This window comes from Pseudomonas sp. IB20 (assembly GCF_009707325.1).
In the GTDB taxonomy this organism is placed as follows: Bacteria; Pseudomonadota; Gammaproteobacteria; order Pseudomonadales; family Pseudomonadaceae; genus Aquipseudomonas.
Window position 1 is genome coordinate 2,565,280 of sequence record NZ_CP046103.1, and the last position, 14,521, is coordinate 2,579,800.

Annotated in this window: 14 protein-coding genes; 4 read left to right on the forward strand and 10 right to left on the reverse strand. The window is 62.1% G+C overall.

The genetic code is table 11. The features are described from left to right. Window positions 1-5: 5 nt before the first annotated feature. From GJU48_RS11780 to GJU48_RS11790, 3 genes are read right to left on the reverse strand one after another with little or no spacing between them, the layout of a single operon-like run. Entirely contained in the window at window positions 6-1,259 is a 1,254-nt protein-coding gene (locus tag GJU48_RS11780) for an EAL domain-containing response regulator (protein ID WP_094950548.1), read from the reverse strand. 9 nt (window positions 1,260-1,268) lie between these two features. Further along, a complete protein-coding gene (locus GJU48_RS11785) occupies window positions 1,269-1,652 on the reverse strand; it encodes a response regulator (RefSeq protein WP_094950547.1) in 384 nt (127 codons plus the stop codon). Further along, the gene (locus GJU48_RS11790; RefSeq protein WP_094950546.1) at window positions 1,637-2,986 is read right to left on the reverse strand and encodes a sensor histidine kinase; all 1,350 of its coding nucleotides are present in this window, start codon (window positions 2,984-2,986) and stop codon (window positions 1,637-1,639) included. The genes GJU48_RS11785 and GJU48_RS11790 overlap by 16 nt, the downstream gene beginning before the upstream one ends. Window positions 2,987-3,481: 495 nt before the next feature. Here GJU48_RS11790 and GJU48_RS11795 point away from each other — a divergent pair, with 495 nt between their 5' ends. Then, window positions 3,482-4,555, forward strand: coding sequence for an NAD(P)-dependent alcohol dehydrogenase (locus GJU48_RS11795; protein WP_094950545.1), 1,074 nt, complete (start codon window positions 3,482-3,484; stop codon window positions 4,553-4,555). A 203-nt stretch (window positions 4,556-4,758) separates the two neighbouring features. Here GJU48_RS11795 and GJU48_RS11800 read toward each other — a convergent pair whose 3' ends face one another. Genes GJU48_RS11800 through GJU48_RS11830 form a run of 7 tightly spaced genes read right to left on the reverse strand, consistent with a single transcriptional unit; the run spans window position 4,759 to window position 11,059 of the window. Further along, a complete protein-coding gene (locus tag GJU48_RS11800; protein WP_094950544.1) occupies window positions 4,759-6,135 on the reverse strand; it encodes a sensor histidine kinase in 1,377 nt (458 codons plus the stop codon). Beyond that, window positions 6,132-6,794, reverse strand: coding sequence for a response regulator (locus GJU48_RS11805; RefSeq protein ID WP_094950543.1), 663 nt, complete (start codon window positions 6,792-6,794; stop codon window positions 6,132-6,134). Before GJU48_RS11805 ends, GJU48_RS11800 begins: the two co-directional genes overlap by 4 nt. An 11-nt stretch (window positions 6,795-6,805) precedes the next feature. Further along, window positions 6,806-7,450, reverse strand: a complete 645-nt coding sequence (locus GJU48_RS11810) for a tetratricopeptide repeat protein (protein WP_094950542.1) — start codon at window positions 7,448-7,450, stop codon at window positions 6,806-6,808. Next, the gene (locus GJU48_RS11815) at window positions 7,447-8,256 is read right to left on the reverse strand and encodes an SDR family oxidoreductase (RefSeq protein WP_094950541.1); all 810 of its coding nucleotides are present in this window, start codon (window positions 8,254-8,256) and stop codon (window positions 7,447-7,449) included. Before GJU48_RS11815 ends, GJU48_RS11810 begins: the two co-directional genes overlap by 4 nt. Further along, a complete protein-coding gene (locus GJU48_RS11820) occupies window positions 8,243-8,917 on the reverse strand; it encodes a TenA family transcriptional regulator (protein ID WP_094950540.1) in 675 nt (224 codons plus the stop codon). Before GJU48_RS11820 ends, GJU48_RS11815 begins: the two co-directional genes overlap by 14 nt. Next, a complete protein-coding gene (locus tag GJU48_RS11825) occupies window positions 8,914-10,392 on the reverse strand; it encodes an AMP-binding protein (protein ID WP_094950539.1) in 1,479 nt (492 codons plus the stop codon). Before GJU48_RS11825 ends, GJU48_RS11820 begins: the two co-directional genes overlap by 4 nt. Then, window positions 10,382-11,059 (reverse strand): thermostable hemolysin, encoded by a 678-nt coding sequence (locus tag GJU48_RS11830; protein ID WP_094950538.1) that lies wholly within the window; start codon window positions 11,057-11,059, stop codon window positions 10,382-10,384. Before GJU48_RS11830 ends, GJU48_RS11825 begins: the two co-directional genes overlap by 11 nt. 157 nt (window positions 11,060-11,216) lie before the next feature. Here GJU48_RS11830 and GJU48_RS11835 point away from each other — a divergent pair, with 157 nt between their 5' ends. The 3 genes from GJU48_RS11835 (at window position 11,217) to GJU48_RS11845 (ending at window position 14,487) form a co-directional block, all read left to right on the forward strand. Continuing rightward, window positions 11,217-11,768 (forward strand): cytochrome b, encoded by a 552-nt coding sequence (locus GJU48_RS11835; protein ID WP_094950537.1) that lies wholly within the window; start codon window positions 11,217-11,219, stop codon window positions 11,766-11,768. A gap of 201 nt (window positions 11,769-11,969) precedes the next feature. Then, on the forward strand, window positions 11,970-13,502 hold the full coding sequence (locus GJU48_RS11840) for a sugar ABC transporter ATP-binding protein (protein ID WP_094950536.1): 1,533 nt from the start codon (window positions 11,970-11,972) through the stop codon (window positions 13,500-13,502). Next, window positions 13,495-14,487: an ABC transporter permease subunit gene (locus GJU48_RS11845; protein WP_094950535.1), complete on the forward strand. Its 993-nt coding sequence runs from the start codon at window positions 13,495-13,497 to the stop codon at window positions 14,485-14,487. The genes GJU48_RS11840 and GJU48_RS11845 overlap by 8 nt, the downstream gene beginning before the upstream one ends. Window positions 14,488-14,521 lie beyond the last annotated feature (34 nt).

Consider the following 14,521-nt stretch of genomic DNA (forward strand, 5'->3'; position numbering starts at 1 on the left):
GGCTCTCACTCCCTCGGCAGGCGCTCCAGTAGCAGGCGCTCCAGGGTTGCTGCAGGTAACGGCCGGCTGAACAGATAACCTTGAATCTGATCGCAGCCAGCGGCCTTCAAAAACGCCAGTTGTTCCTGGGTTTCCACGCCCTCGGCCACTACGCGCAGGTCCAGGCTGTGGGCCAGTTCGATAATGGTGCGGGTGATGGCCGCGTCCTGCGGGTTGGTGGTGACTTCGCGGATAAACGCAATGTCGATCTTCAAAGTGTCGATGGGAAAGCGGCGCAAATAGGCCAGACTTGAATAACCGGTGCCGAAATCATCAATAGCAATCTTCACCCCCATGGCCCGCAGGCGCTGCAAGCTGGTGATGGTGTGATGGGTGTTTTCCATCAGCGAGCTTTCGGTCAGTTCAACTTCCAGCCAATGCGCTTCAACCCCGGTTCCGGCGAGGATCTGCACAATATCGGCAATCAGGTCGCCCTCGATCAATTGATGCCCGGAGACGTTGACCGAGACCTCGACGGCGCCAACGAGGCTGCGTTGCCACACGGCGATCTGTTGGCAGACAGTCTCGATCACCCAGCGCCCAACCGGCACGATCAAGCCCAGGCTTTCCAGCACGGGCACGAAGACCGCAGGGGAGACCGCGCCGTAGCCTGGGCGCTCCCAGCGCAGCAGCGCTTCGAGGGCGCAGATCTGGCCGCCGAGCAGCTCGACCTTGGGTTGGTAATGCACAGTGAACTGATGAGTTTGAACCGCCTCACGCAGGGCGTTTTCAAGGTCCTGGCGCGCCAGGTCGTGCACGCTCATGCCTGCCGGTTCCGGCGTTTGCCGTTGCAGTTGTTGCTCAAGCATCAGGTTATGGATCTTCAACTGATCGCCACGCGCTTTGAGCCGCAGCAGGTTGCGCACCCGCAGCCACAATTCGACACGCTCCACCGGTTTGCTGAGGAACTCCTCGGCGCCGCTTTCCAGCCCGCTGACGCGTGCGCTCGACTCACTGAGCGCCGACAGCATGATGATCGGAATACTCGCCGTGGTTTCGTTGCCCTTCAAGTGACTGGCCACCTCGTAGCCGTCCATGCCCGGCATCATGATGTCCAGCAGGATCAGGTCCGGCGGCTGTTGCGCCACCAACTGCAAGGCTTCCTCACCGCTGGCGGCACTCAGGGTCTGGTAGCCCTCGTGTTGCAGCAGGGTTTCCAACAGCTTGCGAACCTGGGGTTCGTCATCAACGATCAATAGCGTTGCGGGTTGGCTGGCCATGGAGAGGACTCATGTAAGAGGGCTGATGTGTTGTTGCAGCAGGCTGTCGATGATCTGGTAAAGCTCTTTGTAGCGCAGCGGCTTGATGATGTAGGCGTCGCACCCGGCCAACCGGTTTTTTTCGCGGTCTCCCTTCATGGCCATGGCGGTCAGGGCGATCACCGGAATGTGCGCGGTGTCGGGGTCTTGCTTGAGCAATTGGGTGGCGGCGAGGCCGTCCATTCCGGGCAGCTGGATATCCATCAGGATCAGCGCCGGCTGTTTTTCCCGCGCCAGGGTCAGGCCGGTCTCGGCATCCGCCGCCCACAACACCGTGTGACCGACATTGACCAGCAATAACCGCGCCAGGCGCATATTCGCCTGGTTGTCTTCGACGATCAGGATTTCGGCCATGTGGCCTCCGGCGCACGATGCAAGGGCAGCCACACCACAAAGCGGGTGCCCACGCCTTCGCGGCTGGCGACGGCGACGCTGCCGCCATGCAGGTCGGTGAGTTGCTTGACCATCGCCAGCCCGAGGCCCGTGCCTTCGAATTTGCGCGCCAGGCTGCTGTCGATCTGGCTGAACGCCTTGAACAGCTTGCTCATGTCGTTTTCGGCGATACCGATGCCGGTGTCGCTGACGCTCAATTCCAGAAAGCGCTCGTGGCTGCTGGGTTGCAGGGCGAAGCCGTGGGTCGGCCAATCGCCGGGAATCTGCCCAACCTGAGCGTGGCTGACCTCGCGTACCGCCAGGGTCACCGAGGCGCCGTGTTCGCTGAACTTCACCGCATTGGCCAGCAGGTTGTAGATGATCTGCTTAGTCTTGCGCAGGTCCAGTTCCAGGGTGCCGAAATCGCCCTCACATTCGAGCTTCAACTGGATGCGTTGCAGCGCGGCTTTCTCGCGCACGATCAATAAGCTGTTGGCCAGCAAGCCGGCGAGTTCAACCGCCTCCAGCTCCAGGTCCATCATCCCGGCCTCGACCTTGGACAGGTCGAGAATGTCGTTGATCAGCGACAACAGATGCTGGCCGCTGGTGAAGATGTCGCCGATGTACTCGCGCTGCACCTCGCTCATGTCGCCGACCAAGCCGTCCTTCAAGGCCTCGGAAAAACCGATCACCGCATTCAGTGGCGTGCGCAGCTCGTGGGACATGGTGGCGAGGAACTCGGACTTCATGTGGTTGGCGTGTTCCAGCTCCAGGTTCTTTTCTTCCAGCGCACGTTCGAAGCCTTTGCGTTCGGCTTCTTCCTGTTTGCGCGCAGTGTTGTCGGTGCCGATCAACAGGTAGCCGATGATCGTGTCGTGGCGATTGCGCAAGGCCGTCACCGAGACCATCGCCGACAGGCGGCTGCCGTCCTTGCGGATGTAGGTCAGCTCGTAAATGTCTTCGATGCCGCGTGAGGCTTTGAATACCAGGGCTTCAAAGCCTGGGTTGATGGACGTGTCCAGCTCCAGGCTGAGAGCGGCGGCGCGGGTGATCAGCTCGGCGGGGTCGGAAATGTCAGCAGGGGTGACGCGGTTCAGCACGTCTTCGGCGGCGTAGCCGAGCATGCGCTCGGCGCCGACATTGAAGATTTGGATCACGCCTTTTTCGTCGGTGGCGATACTCGAAAAATAGGCGCTGTTGAAGATTGCGTCCTGCAGGGCGCCGGTCTTGAGCAGGGTTTTCTGGCGTTTGAACTCGACGATCTTTTCGGCCCGCGATTGCGGTTCCAGCGGTCGGTCGGTGGGGCTTTTATCCATCGCGGTGGCGTTCCGGGAACTTCAGGCCCGCCATCATCGAATGGTGATGGCGCAGAGCATGCTCACAGAAGATCGCGCCAAGGCGACGAGCAGGAGATGAGGTCTTTGGACAATAGCAGATGCTGCGCTCAGCGCCGTACGAATGCACTCATACGTTCCGCTATCGTCATGCTCAGAGCGCCACGCTACGGATGATCCGGGTACTGTCATCGGGGTCGGTAACGCTGTGGAACCCCAAGGAATGGGCCAGGCACCCAATAATAGCAGATGCTGCGCTCAGCGCCACGTTCCGCTATCGTCATGCTCAGAGCGCCACGCTACGGATGATCCGGGTACTGTCATCGGGGTCGGTAACGCTGTGGAACCCCAAGGAATGGGCCAGGCACCCAATGCCCGGTCAATTGCACAGGGCAATCGCGGGATTGTTGATCATGATCAACGTGCACGGCCCCATCACGGCGCAGTCTGGTATTCCCTGGAGCAGGAGATCACCCCATGGCTACCATGAGAGCCGCTGTTTTCGTTGAAAAAAACCGCATCGTTCTAGACGACAAACCGATTCCCGAAGTTGGTCCGCTGGACGCATTGGTACGTATCACCACCACGACTATTTGCGGCACCGACGTGCATATCCTGCGCGGCGAGTACCCGGTGGCCAAAGGGCTGACTATCGGCCATGAGCCGGTGGGCGTGATTGAACGCCTGGGCTCCCAGGTACGCGGTTTTGTCGAGGGCCAGCGGGTGATCGCCGGCGCCATCACCCCCAGCGGGCAAAGCTATGCCTGCCTGTGTGGCTGCGGCTCCCAAGACGGCCCCGACACACGCCATGGCTTTCGCGCCGCCGGCGGCTGGAAATTCGGCAATACCCTCGACGGCTGCCAGGCCGAATACGTGCTGGTTCCTGATGCGCTGGCCAACCTGTGCCCGATTCCCGATGGCCTGAGCGACGAACAGGTGCTGATGTGCCCGGACATTATGTCCACCGGTTTTTCCGGCGCCGAGCGCGGCGAGGTGAGCATTGGCGATACGGTGGCAGTCTTCGCCCTGGGGCCTATCGGCCTTTGCGCGGTGGCGGGCGCGCGGCTCAAGGGCGCGTCGATGATCATTGGCGTCGACGGCGTCACTGAACGCATGGGCGTGGCCCGAGGCCTGGGGGCCACCCATATCATCGACTTCAAGAAAGGCGATGTGGTCGAGCAGATCATGGCCTTGACCGACGGCCGTGGGGTGGATGTGGCCATCGAGGCCCTGGGCACCCAAGGCACGTTCGAGTCGGCATTGCGGGTGCTGCGTCCGGGCGGGCGCGTGTCCAGCCTGGGGGTGTACTCCAGTGACTTGCGTATTCCCTATGATGCGTTTGGGGCGGGGCTGGGGGATTACAGCATCGTGTCGACCCTGTGCCCCGGCGGCAAGGAACGCATGCGCCGGTTGATGGCCGTGGTGGCCAGCGGCGGGGTGGATCTGTCGCCGCTGGTGACGCACCGTTTCAAACTCGACGATATTGAGGCCGCCTATGAGCTGTTCGCCCACCAGCGCGACGGCGTCATGAAAGTCGCGATTACCCCCTGAAGACCTGCGCATAGGCGGCTAACGCTCGGGCAAGCCTTCGCGATGTGGCTGGGGTTATTCGTCAAGTGATCGCGGGATCTGCAGGGAGGCTCTCAACCCGCCGTCAGCCAAAGCGCGACGGCGTCATGAAAGTCGCGATTACCCCCTGAAGACCTGCGCATAGGCGGCTAACGCTCGGGCAAGCCTTCGCGATGTGGCTGGGGTTATTCGTCAAGTGATCGCGGGATCTGCAGGGAGGCTCTCAACCCGCCGTCAGCCAAATTATCCAGGCTGATATGCCCCCCAAGACGTTGGGCGATGGTCTGTACGATGGTCAGCCCCAAGCCTGCCCCTTCGGCATTGCCCCTGCTGTAGAACAGCTCGAAGAGCCGATCGCGCTCGTTCTCGTCAATGCCGGGGCCTTGGTCATCCACGTTCAGTTCGAAACCGCCGGTGTTTTGGCGCAGGCCCACCGTGATCACCCCGTGTTCCGGTGAGAAGTTTGCCGCGTTGGTCACCAGATTGGTCAGGGCGATATTGATGGCGGACGCCTCGGACCTCACGCTGTAGTGCGCATCATCTACGTCAAACACCAATTCCAGGCCCTTGCTCAGCAGCCAGGGCGTCAACTGAATCAGCGTGTCACGCACGGTGGTCGCCAGGTCGATGGCCTGCACCGGTGGTTGCCCGGCGCTGGGCTCCAGACGGGCCATGGTCAGCAATTGGTTGACCAGGCGGCTGGTGCGGTCGACGCCCGTGATCAGAAATGCGAGGGACTCGCGCCGTTCGGTTTCAGTGCCGGCTTCCAACAGGTTTTGCGCGTGCACGCGCAAAACCGCCAGGGGCGTGCGCATTTCGTGGGCGGCGTCGGCGATAAAGCGCCGCTCGCGGCCGAGCACTTCCTGGATCTGTGCCAGCATGCGGTTCAGCGCGGCTTGCATCGGTTCCAGTTCCATGGGCAGCGGGGTCAGTTGCATCGGTTCCAGGGAGCCGGAATGCCGTGCGCGCAAGGTGGCGGCCATATTGGCCAGCGGCTTGAGCCCCCAACCGATGGCCAGCCAGACCATCGCAGCCAGGATCAGGCTACCCAATACATTGGGCCACAAGGTGTGGCGCACGATGCGGCCTACCAGGTCGGAGCGCACGTCGTCGCGTTCTCCTACCCAGATCCGCAGCCCGGTGTCTTTGTCCTTGAGCACAAAGCCGCGCCACTCACGGCCATTGAGGTCGTTGACATTGCTGTACCCGGGTTGGGCGGGCGGCGTGGCAAATGAGGGGGCGCTGGCGGTAAATACCATCAGTTCACCCTGGGGGCTCCACACTTGAAAAGCGATTTTGCTTTCGTAAGGGTGCCCGTCCACCTTGGGTATGGCCTCGCCCAAGGCTTTGTTGAACGCCCGATACAGGTCAGCCTGATCTTTACTGGCCAGCGGCATGCTCATGACGCCCTGGAGCAGGCGCGCGTTCTGCGCCAGTTGGGCGTCGTAGACTTCGGCTATTTCGTGGTTGCTGTCATGCAGGTTAAGCGCGCTGATCACCAATAACCCGGAGAGCAGCAGGCCGATGATCAACGTCAGGGTGCGCCGCCGAATCGACGTCATCGACGCTCCTCCACCAGGTAGCCAACGCCGCGAACGGTGCGGATCAGCTCACTGGAGAACTTTTTGCGCAGGTGATGGATCTGCACCTCCAGGGTGTTGCTTTCAGCTTCTTCGTTCCAACCGTAGAGCAACTGCATCAACTGGTCGCGGGTCATGACGCGCCCGGGCGGCGAGAGCAGTTCGTGCAGCAGTTGATATTCTTTGGGCGTCAGCAGCACGGTTGCGCCGTTGTAGCTGACCTGTTGCGTGCTGGGGTTCAGGCAAATGCCCGCATGTTCGATCAGTACCTGCGCACGCCCGGCGCTACGGCGCAGTAGCGCCCGCAGGCGTGCCTTGAGTTCGGCCAGGTCGAAGGGTTTGATCAGGTAGTCATCGGCACCGGCGTCGAGCCCGGCGATGCGGTCTTCGGTGGCATCCCGCGCCGTGAGGATCAGCACCGGCACGTTGGCGCCGCTGTCACGCAGGCGACGCAATACTTCCAGCCCATCCATGCGCGGCAGGCCCAGATCGAGCACGACCACATCAAAGGTTTCGCTGAGCAGCGCATGCAAGGCGCTGCTGCCATCTTGCAGCCAGTCAACGGTGTAGCCCTCACGCACCAGCGCCTGGTGAATACCTTCGCCCAGCGCTACATCATCCTCGATCAGTAATAGCCGCACATGGACTCCTGTCAGTTGAGTTTCTTGTCGACGTCGGCCAGTAAGCCTTCGATCTCTTTGCGGCGTCCGGTATCGGCAGTTTCCCGACCTGGCTGTGGCGCGGCCAGCAAGGCTTTGCGCAGGGCGTCCCGGGCTTCGCCATAGCGTTTTTGCCGGTACAGGTGGTCGCCCCAGAAATACAGACTATCAATGCCCGCCGGGTTCAGTTGCAAGGCCTGTTTGAGTAACTGTTGCGCCTTGTCGGCGTCGCCAAAGCCGATCGGCCAGCCGGGTACACGGTCGTACAGCGCCGCCAGGCTGGTATAGGCCGAGCCTTGCAGGGCCTTGGGGTCTAGCGCGAGTGCTGTTTCCAGGTCGACCTTGGCTGCCTTGACCTTGCTCAATGCGCCGAGCCCACCTTGGGCGCCGGCCCAACTGCTGGAGACAATCCCGGCCCAGATCCACGCTTCGGCAGCCTGGGGGCGGGCTTGGGTGAAAGCGTTCGCCTGGGTGGCGAGCTGTTCAAAGGCCTGGGTACGCTGCTCCTCGGGCAGGTTGTATTGAATATGCGCCCAGCGCGTCTGGATGTCAGCCAGGCGCTGCTGATCGCCCGCATCCAGGGCCCAGGTGAAGGGGCTCAGGGCGGTGAGCAGCAGCGCAACGAAAAGACGTTTCATGGATTCAGATCCTTATTCACGGGTTTGTCGCTCAAGCGACGTACCAATGGCAATTGCTTGCGCAAGCCACGGTCGACCAGGTTCGGCAACAGGCTGTTGAGGCGCACAAAGAAGCGCTCCGGCCAGCCCAAGTACAGATCGCGACGATCCTTGGCGATTGCCTGGGTCACGGCCGACGCGACGATGCGCGGGTCATCGACGTTGGACTTAAGGGCCGTGTTCAAGGCCTGCGCCGCCTGGCTGTTCATGCGCGTATGGGTGGCGCGCGGCGCCACGTACAACACACCCACCCGCGTATCGGCCAATTCCCGGCGCAACGCCTCGGAAAACCCGCGCAAGGCAAACTTAGTGGCGCAGTAAGTGGCATAGCCGGGGTAGCCGATGGAGCCGTAGGTGGAGCCGACGTTCACCACCATGGCGCTCTCGGCTTCCTTGAGCAGGGGCAACAGCAGCTTGGTCAGGCAGATCGGCGCGGTGATGTTCAACGCCAGCATGCCGTTGATTTCGTTGTCGTCCAGCTGCTCAAGCATGGCGAAGTGATTGATGCCGGCGGCGTTGATCAGCAGGTTGACACCGCCGATGGCCTCGGCCGCGGCCAGCACTTTGCGGCGGTCGGCGAGGAAGGTCAGGTCGGCACTCACCCAACACAGCTGCTGCGGGTACTGGTCGAGCAAGGGCTCCAGCGGTGCGCGATGGCGTGCCACGGCCAGCACTTGCGCCCCGCTGGCACACAGGGCGTCGGCAATCGCCAGGCCGATACCGCCACTGGCGCCGGTCAGCACGACGCGGGCATCAGACAGGCGCATGAGCAGCCTCCCCGATACGCGGCAGGTTGCGGAACATGTCGGTATAAAGGGCGTACACCACTTTTGACGCATGGATCACGGCAGCCTGGTCGTCTGGGTCTTGCAGGCTGTTCATCAAGCGGCGGTAGGTTTCCATATGGCCGATGTCCAGGGAACCGTGGGAGCTGAGGTAACTGAACGCCGTGGCGGGCAGTTGCAGGCGTTCGCGAATGCTGCCGGCGGCGTGAGTGGCCAGGGCGATGCTGGTGCCCTCGAGCACATTGACCATGCCGAACAGACCCACCGGGTTGCCGCGGGCGATCAGGTCATAGAGGTAACTGACCATCAGTTCGATAGGCAAACCCGGGCGCCCGTCACGTACCGCATCCTTGTCGCCGCCACAGGCGTGGATGTCATTGAGCACCCATTGCTCATGCCCATATTCATCCTCGATGTATTCGCAGACGGCCTTGCGCAGCCATTCCAGGTGCGAGGGCAGGCGCGCGCCACAGGCCATCATCAACGGCACGGTATGACGAACGTGGTAGTAGGCCTGGGCAAGAAACGCGCGATAGCTCTCCAGGCTGACTTTACCTTCCAGCGCATCCCGAATGATCGGCAGGCTGAACAGTGCCTGGCGTTCCTGTTGGGTGGCCTCTTGCAGCGTGTCGAAAAAATTCACGATGGGGTTTCCTCTTTGTGTGCGGTAGACAGTTGGGTTTGATAACGCGCGACGATGGCGTCGCGCCGTGGCCGGCCGTTGGCAGTGAGCAAACCGTTGGCGGCGCTGAAGGGTTCATCCAGGCGCGTCCATTGATGCACTTGGGCGTAGTCGGGCAAGGTGCTATTGACTGCGGCCACGGTGGCGGCCAGTTGGGCGTCGGTGCAGGCGTTGCTATGGGGCCAGAGCAACGCGTGATTCTCGGGCAGGGCTTCGCCATAGACGAACGCCTGGGCGATGACGCCGCCTTGGGTCAATTCGGCCTCGACCCAGTCTGGGTTGACGTTGCGGCCGTAACTGGTCACGAACTGATGTTTCTTGCGGCCCTTGAGGTAGAGAAAGCCGTCTTCATCGAAGGCGCCCAGATCGCCGCTGGGCCACCACTGCTCGGGTTGTTCGCTGTGACCCAGGTAGCCGAGCAAGGTCGAGCCTTTGATCAGCACTTCATCGTCTTCGGCCAAGCGGATTTCCACGTGGGGCAGGGGCCGGCCGACGCTGCCCGGGCGCTGCGCATCGGGGCGATTGAGGCATACCACCGAGGCACATTCGGACAGCCCGTAACCTTCAAACACCGGCAGGCCCAACTGTTGTGCCCGGTGCAGCAAGGCTTTGGAAACGCGCGCACCACCCACCGCAGCAAAGCGCAGCCCTCGCGGGCTGAACGCCTTCTGTTCGGCGGCGATGACTAACATCAGCAGTAATTGCGGGACCAGAATCAGGCTGTGGGGCTGACGCTCCGCCAGGCAACCGAGCAATTGCGCGGCGTCCACCGCACTGGCGCCCTGGATACCCAGGCTTCTCTGGCTGGGCACACTCAAGGTGGCGCCGGCATACAGCGCGGCGTAGCAACCGAGGTTTTCGAGCAAAATCGCGATGGGCAGCAGCGCCAAGTGGTGACGTGGGTCGGTGGCGTGGCTGGCCTGGTACAACTCGCGAGCAACCCGCAGCACGCTATCGGCACTCAGGCATACGCCCTTGGGCGCCCCGGTGGTGCCGGAGGTGAATGTCACCTTGGCCGTGCCCGACGGCATCGAAGGGCGGTCTGCAAAGGTTTTGCACCAGAAGTCGCCGCCTTGGTGGTAACCGGCGGCCAACAGCTCAGCCTCAAGATACGGCTCGGCGATCACCCGTTCGGCATGGCTTTGTTCAAGGCAATGGGCACGCTGAGCAGGGCTGAAAAACGGCGGCAGGGTCAGGCAGGTCGCGCCCTCGAACAGTATTGCCAAGTCCCACAGCATGGCATCGACGCCGTTGTCCAAGGCCAAGGCGACCACGTTCACGCCTTCATCACGCAGGCGTTGCTGGCGATAGGCAACCTCGGCAAACAGTGAGGTGTAATCCATTTTCAACGTATCGCCCCACAGGGCGATGGCGCCGTCGTTACGTTCGGCATAGCCGCGCAGCACAGCGTGGAAGCGGCGGGTTTCAGGCGACATGGCTGGTGTCCTCAAAGGTAGTGGGCAACCCAAGGCGTGAGAACAGGCCCATGTTGCGCAAGTGGATGAACCCGGCGCGGATATTGCCGACATGCACCCAGGGTTGGCTTTCGTAGTAACTGCCCCAGTGATGGCGGTCATCGCCCAGGCGTTGCGGGTCGGCCGCGCACAGGGTGACCGGCTTCAACCCCAGGCGGTGGAAGCTGTTGACCAGGCCGATATTGCCGGTGAACGCCACCCACTCCAGGCCGCCCATGGCCAGTAACCAGGTCACCGCGATGATGCTCAGGCGCGCACTGCCGGTGTCGCTGGCGGCCAGGTTGCCGACTTCGGCGATGGCGTGGCGCTCTACCGTTTGCTCGGCGGCGGCACTGATCAGCGGGTCGATCGGATGGTCCAGGTAACGCTCCAGAAACAGCGGCTCGTCACCTGCCAGCCGTACCCCGGCGACCGCACACAGGTCGCCGTTAGCCTGGCTGACGCCAAACAGCTGAGGCATGAAGTGTCGGATGTCGGCGCCATGGGCAATGCGAAAACGCTGTTGGATAAACGCCTCGAATGCCGGGCGCTGTGGGTCGTGGGGCAGGGCGCGGGCTAGGCGCAGTTGTGCACTGTCGGCCTGGCCGAACAGCAGGGGCAAAGAAGTCTTCCAATCGATATCGGGCATTGGCGGTACGCCTCCCACGTGATGTTGGGAGGAGTATCAAAGGCATTTCTTAACGAAGTCTGAAGGTGGTGAAAATGATCGGTTTGCCGATCTTCAGACTGCCTTAAGACTGGGGCGGCAGGGTAGCGCCACCATTCACGCAGAAGGTTTGTACCCCATGACTCAAAATCCGCTGACACCGCGCTACGCGAGACTCTCGATGACCCTGCACTGGCTGATGCTGGCGCTGTTTGTCGGCGTGTATACCTGCATTGAAATCAAAGGCCTGCTGCCGCGAGGCAACGCGCTCAAGGGACTGTTCCTGGGGGCTCACTCGCTCTTCGGGATCGCGATTTTCGTGCTGGTGTGGCTGCGCTTACTGGGGCGTCTGGCGCCCCGTCCGGCGATCCTGCCCCGTCCGCCTCTGTGGCAGACGGCCGCGTCGCACCTGATGCACTGTGCGCTGTATGGCTTGATGATTGTGACGCCGTTGTTGGCCTGGCTGATGCTCAACGCTGCCGGCAAGCCGGTGCCGTATTTTGAGTTTGCGTTGCCGACGTTGGTAGCACCGGACCCGGACCTGGCCAAGCAATTCAAACACTGGCATGAGTGGCTGGGCAGCACCGGGTATTGGTTGATCGGCCTGCATGCGGCCGCTGGGTTGTTCCACCATTACTGGGTGCATGACAACACCCTGGTGCGCATGCTGCCCAAGCGTTACGGGCGCTGAAAACGTTGATGGCTGAAAGCTTGCGCGCGAGCTTTCAGCCAACAGAGATCCGCTCAGCCAACAGAGATTTATCACTTCTGCGCTTGATGAAACGTTTAACCAAACGATAAACGGCACACGCAAGCGCTTGCGTAAGCAAATGTATCTGGCATAGAGTCGGCGGCACTCGCCTACAAAAATAATAATGCCAGGAGCTCATCCATGAGCCTTGAACCCTTGCTTGAGATGCAGGGCATCAGCAAAACCTTCAACGGTTTGCGCGTGCTCAAGAATGTCGGTCTGAAGGTCTACCCCGGTGAAATTCACGCGTTGATGGGGGAGAACGGCGCCGGCAAATCGACCCTGATGAAAATCCTCTCCGGCGCTTACCAGGCCGACCCCGGCGGTGAAATCCGCATCGACGGCCAGCTCGTCGCCACCTTCGACCCCGCCACCGCCAAGACCCTCGGCATCGCCGTGATCTACCAGGAACTGAGCCTGTGCCCGAACCTCAGCGTGGCCGAGAACATCTACCTGGGCCGCGAACTGCGGCGCGGCTGGACCATCGACCGCAAGGGCATGCAAGCCGGCTGCGTCGAGGTGCTGCAACGCCTGGGCGCCGAGTTCAAACCCACCACGCCGGTGAGCAGCCTGTCGATTGCCGAGCGCCAGTTGGTCGAAATCGCCCGCGCGCTGCATGCCCACGCCAGGATCCTGGTAATGGACGAGCCGACCACGCCACTGTCATCGCGTGAGACCGACCGCCTGTTTGCGTTGATCAAGCACCTGCGCAGCCAGGGCCTGGCGATTATCTACATCAGCCACCGCATGGCTGAGATCTATGAGTTGTCGGACCGGGTCTCGGTGCTGCGCGACGGCCAGTACATCGGCGAGCTGACCCGCGACGCGTTGTCGGCCGAAGTGCTGGTGAAAATGATGGTGGGCCGCGACCTCTCCGGTTTCTACAAGAAGGAACACGCCGCCTATAACCCCGGCAACGTGGTGATGCGCGTGCGTGACATGGCCGATGGCAAGCGCGTGCGCAATTGCAGCTTCGACCTGCACGCCGGTGAAGTATTGGGCATTGCCGGGTTGGTCGGGGCAGGGCGCACGGAGCTGGCGCGGCTGATCTTCGCCGCCGACCCGCGCACCTCCGGCACCCTTGAAGTGGTCGGCAAAACCGTCACCCAGCTGCGTAACCCGGCGGACGCGATTCGTGCGGGCGTGGTTTACCTCACTGAAGACCGCAAGGCCCAGGGCCTGTTCCTGGACATGAGCGTGGCCGACAACATCAACGTGTGTGCCTGTGTGCCGGACGCGCATGCCGGTGGCGTGCTGGATCGCGGCCATGCCGCGCAGCGTTCAAATGACGCGATCAAGTCGCTGTCGATTCGGGTGGCATCGGGCAAGGTCAATGTCGGCGCCTTGAGCGGCGGCAACCAGCAGAAAGTGCTGTTAGCGCGGCTGCTGGAGGTCAAGCCGCATGTGCTGATCCTCGACGAACCGACGCGGGGCGTGGACATCGGCTCCAAGTCCGAGATCTACCGCATCATCAACCAACTGGCGCTGGCGGGCGTTGGCATTGTGGTGATCTCCAGCGAGCTGCCGGAAATCATCGGCACGTGCGACCGCGTGCTGATCATGCGCGAAGGCCAGTTGGTGGCCGAAGTCGGCGGGGCTTCGGGCCACGCCATCTCCCAAGAACGCATTATTGACCTCGCCACCGGTGGCGATCAGGTGGCTGCCCATGGCTGATTCAAACAACAACACACTGACCCTCGCGCCCGTCGGCAAAGCGGAGCGCGTTCGTGAGCTGATGCGCACCGTTGGCATGTTGCCGGTGCTGGTGTTGCTGCTGGTGGGGTTTGCCCTGGCCAGTGAGAACTTTCTCACCGTGCAGAACCTGTCGATCATCACCCAGCAAGCCTCGGTGAATGTGGTGCTGGCGGCGGGCATGACCTTTGTGATTCTGACGGCGGGCATTGACCTGTCCGTCGGCGCGATTCTCGCGGCGTCCGCTGTGGTCGCGTTGCAGGCCTCGATGTCGCCACAGTTCGGCATGTTCGGGATTGCTGCCGGCATCGGTTTCGGCCTGTTGCTGGGCCTGGTCAATGGCGGGTTGATCGCCTTCATGCGCTTGCCACCGTTTATCGTCACCCTCGGTGCACTGACCGCCATGCGTGGCCTGGCGCGCTTGTTGGCGGATGACAAGACCGTGTTCAACCCCGACCTGCCGTTTGCGTTTATCGGCAATGACTCGGTGCTCGGCGTGCCGTGGCTGGTGATCATCGCGGTGGCGGTGGTGGTGCTGTCGTGGTTCATCCTGCGCCGTACCGTCATGGGCGTGCAGATCTACTCAGTGGGCGGCAACCCCGAGGCGGCGCGGCTGTCGGGAATCAAGGTGTGGAAAGTCTTGCTGTTCGTCTACGCCATGTCCGGTGCATTGGCCGGGCTTGGCGCGGTGATGAGCGCTTCGCGCCTGTTCGCGGCCAACGGCCTGCAACTGGGGCAATCCTATGAGCTGGATGCGATTGCCGCGGTGATCCTGGGCGGCACCAGTTTTACCGGCGGTGTCGGCACCATCGGCGGCACGCTGATCGGCGCGCTGATTATCGCGGTACTCACCAACGGCCTGGTGCTGCTGGGCGTGTCGGACATCTGGCAGTACATCATCAAGGGCATCGTGATCATCGGCGCGGTGGCGCTGGATCGCTATCGCCAGTCCGGTGCGCGCACCTGAGTTCACTCCTACAACAATCACAAGAGAGACCCGC

Coding starts and splice junctions, on each gene's coding strand:
- GJU48_RS11780 (WP_094950548.1), bottom strand. CDS start 1,259: ATGGCCAGCCAACCCGCAACGCTATTGATCGTTGATGACGAACCCCAG.
- GJU48_RS11845 (WP_094950535.1), top strand. CDS start 13,495: ATGGCTGATTCAAACAACAACACACTGACCCTCGCGCCCGTCGGCAAA.
- GJU48_RS11840 (WP_094950536.1), top strand. CDS start 11,970: ATGAGCCTTGAACCCTTGCTTGAGATGCAGGGCATCAGCAAAACCTTC.
- GJU48_RS11825 (WP_094950539.1), bottom strand. CDS start 10,392: ATGTCGCCTGAAACCCGCCGCTTCCACGCTGTGCTGCGCGGCTATGCC.
- GJU48_RS11810 (WP_094950542.1), bottom strand. CDS start 7,450: ATGAAACGTCTTTTCGTTGCGCTGCTGCTCACCGCCCTGAGCCCCTTC.
- GJU48_RS11795 (WP_094950545.1), top strand. CDS start 3,482: ATGGCTACCATGAGAGCCGCTGTTTTCGTTGAAAAAAACCGCATCGTT.
- GJU48_RS11830 (WP_094950538.1), bottom strand. CDS start 11,059: ATGCCCGATATCGATTGGAAGACTTCTTTGCCCCTGCTGTTCGGCCAG.
- GJU48_RS11785 (WP_094950547.1), bottom strand. CDS start 1,652: ATGGCCGAAATCCTGATCGTCGAAGACAACCAGGCGAATATGCGCCTG.
- GJU48_RS11790 (WP_094950546.1), bottom strand. CDS start 2,986: ATGGATAAAAGCCCCACCGACCGACCGCTGGAACCGCAATCGCGGGCC.
- GJU48_RS11815 (WP_094950541.1), bottom strand. CDS start 8,256: ATGCGCCTGTCTGATGCCCGCGTCGTGCTGACCGGCGCCAGTGGCGGT.
- GJU48_RS11835 (WP_094950537.1), top strand. CDS start 11,217: ATGACTCAAAATCCGCTGACACCGCGCTACGCGAGACTCTCGATGACC.
- GJU48_RS11800 (WP_094950544.1), bottom strand. CDS start 6,135: ATGACGTCGATTCGGCGGCGCACCCTGACGTTGATCATCGGCCTGCTG.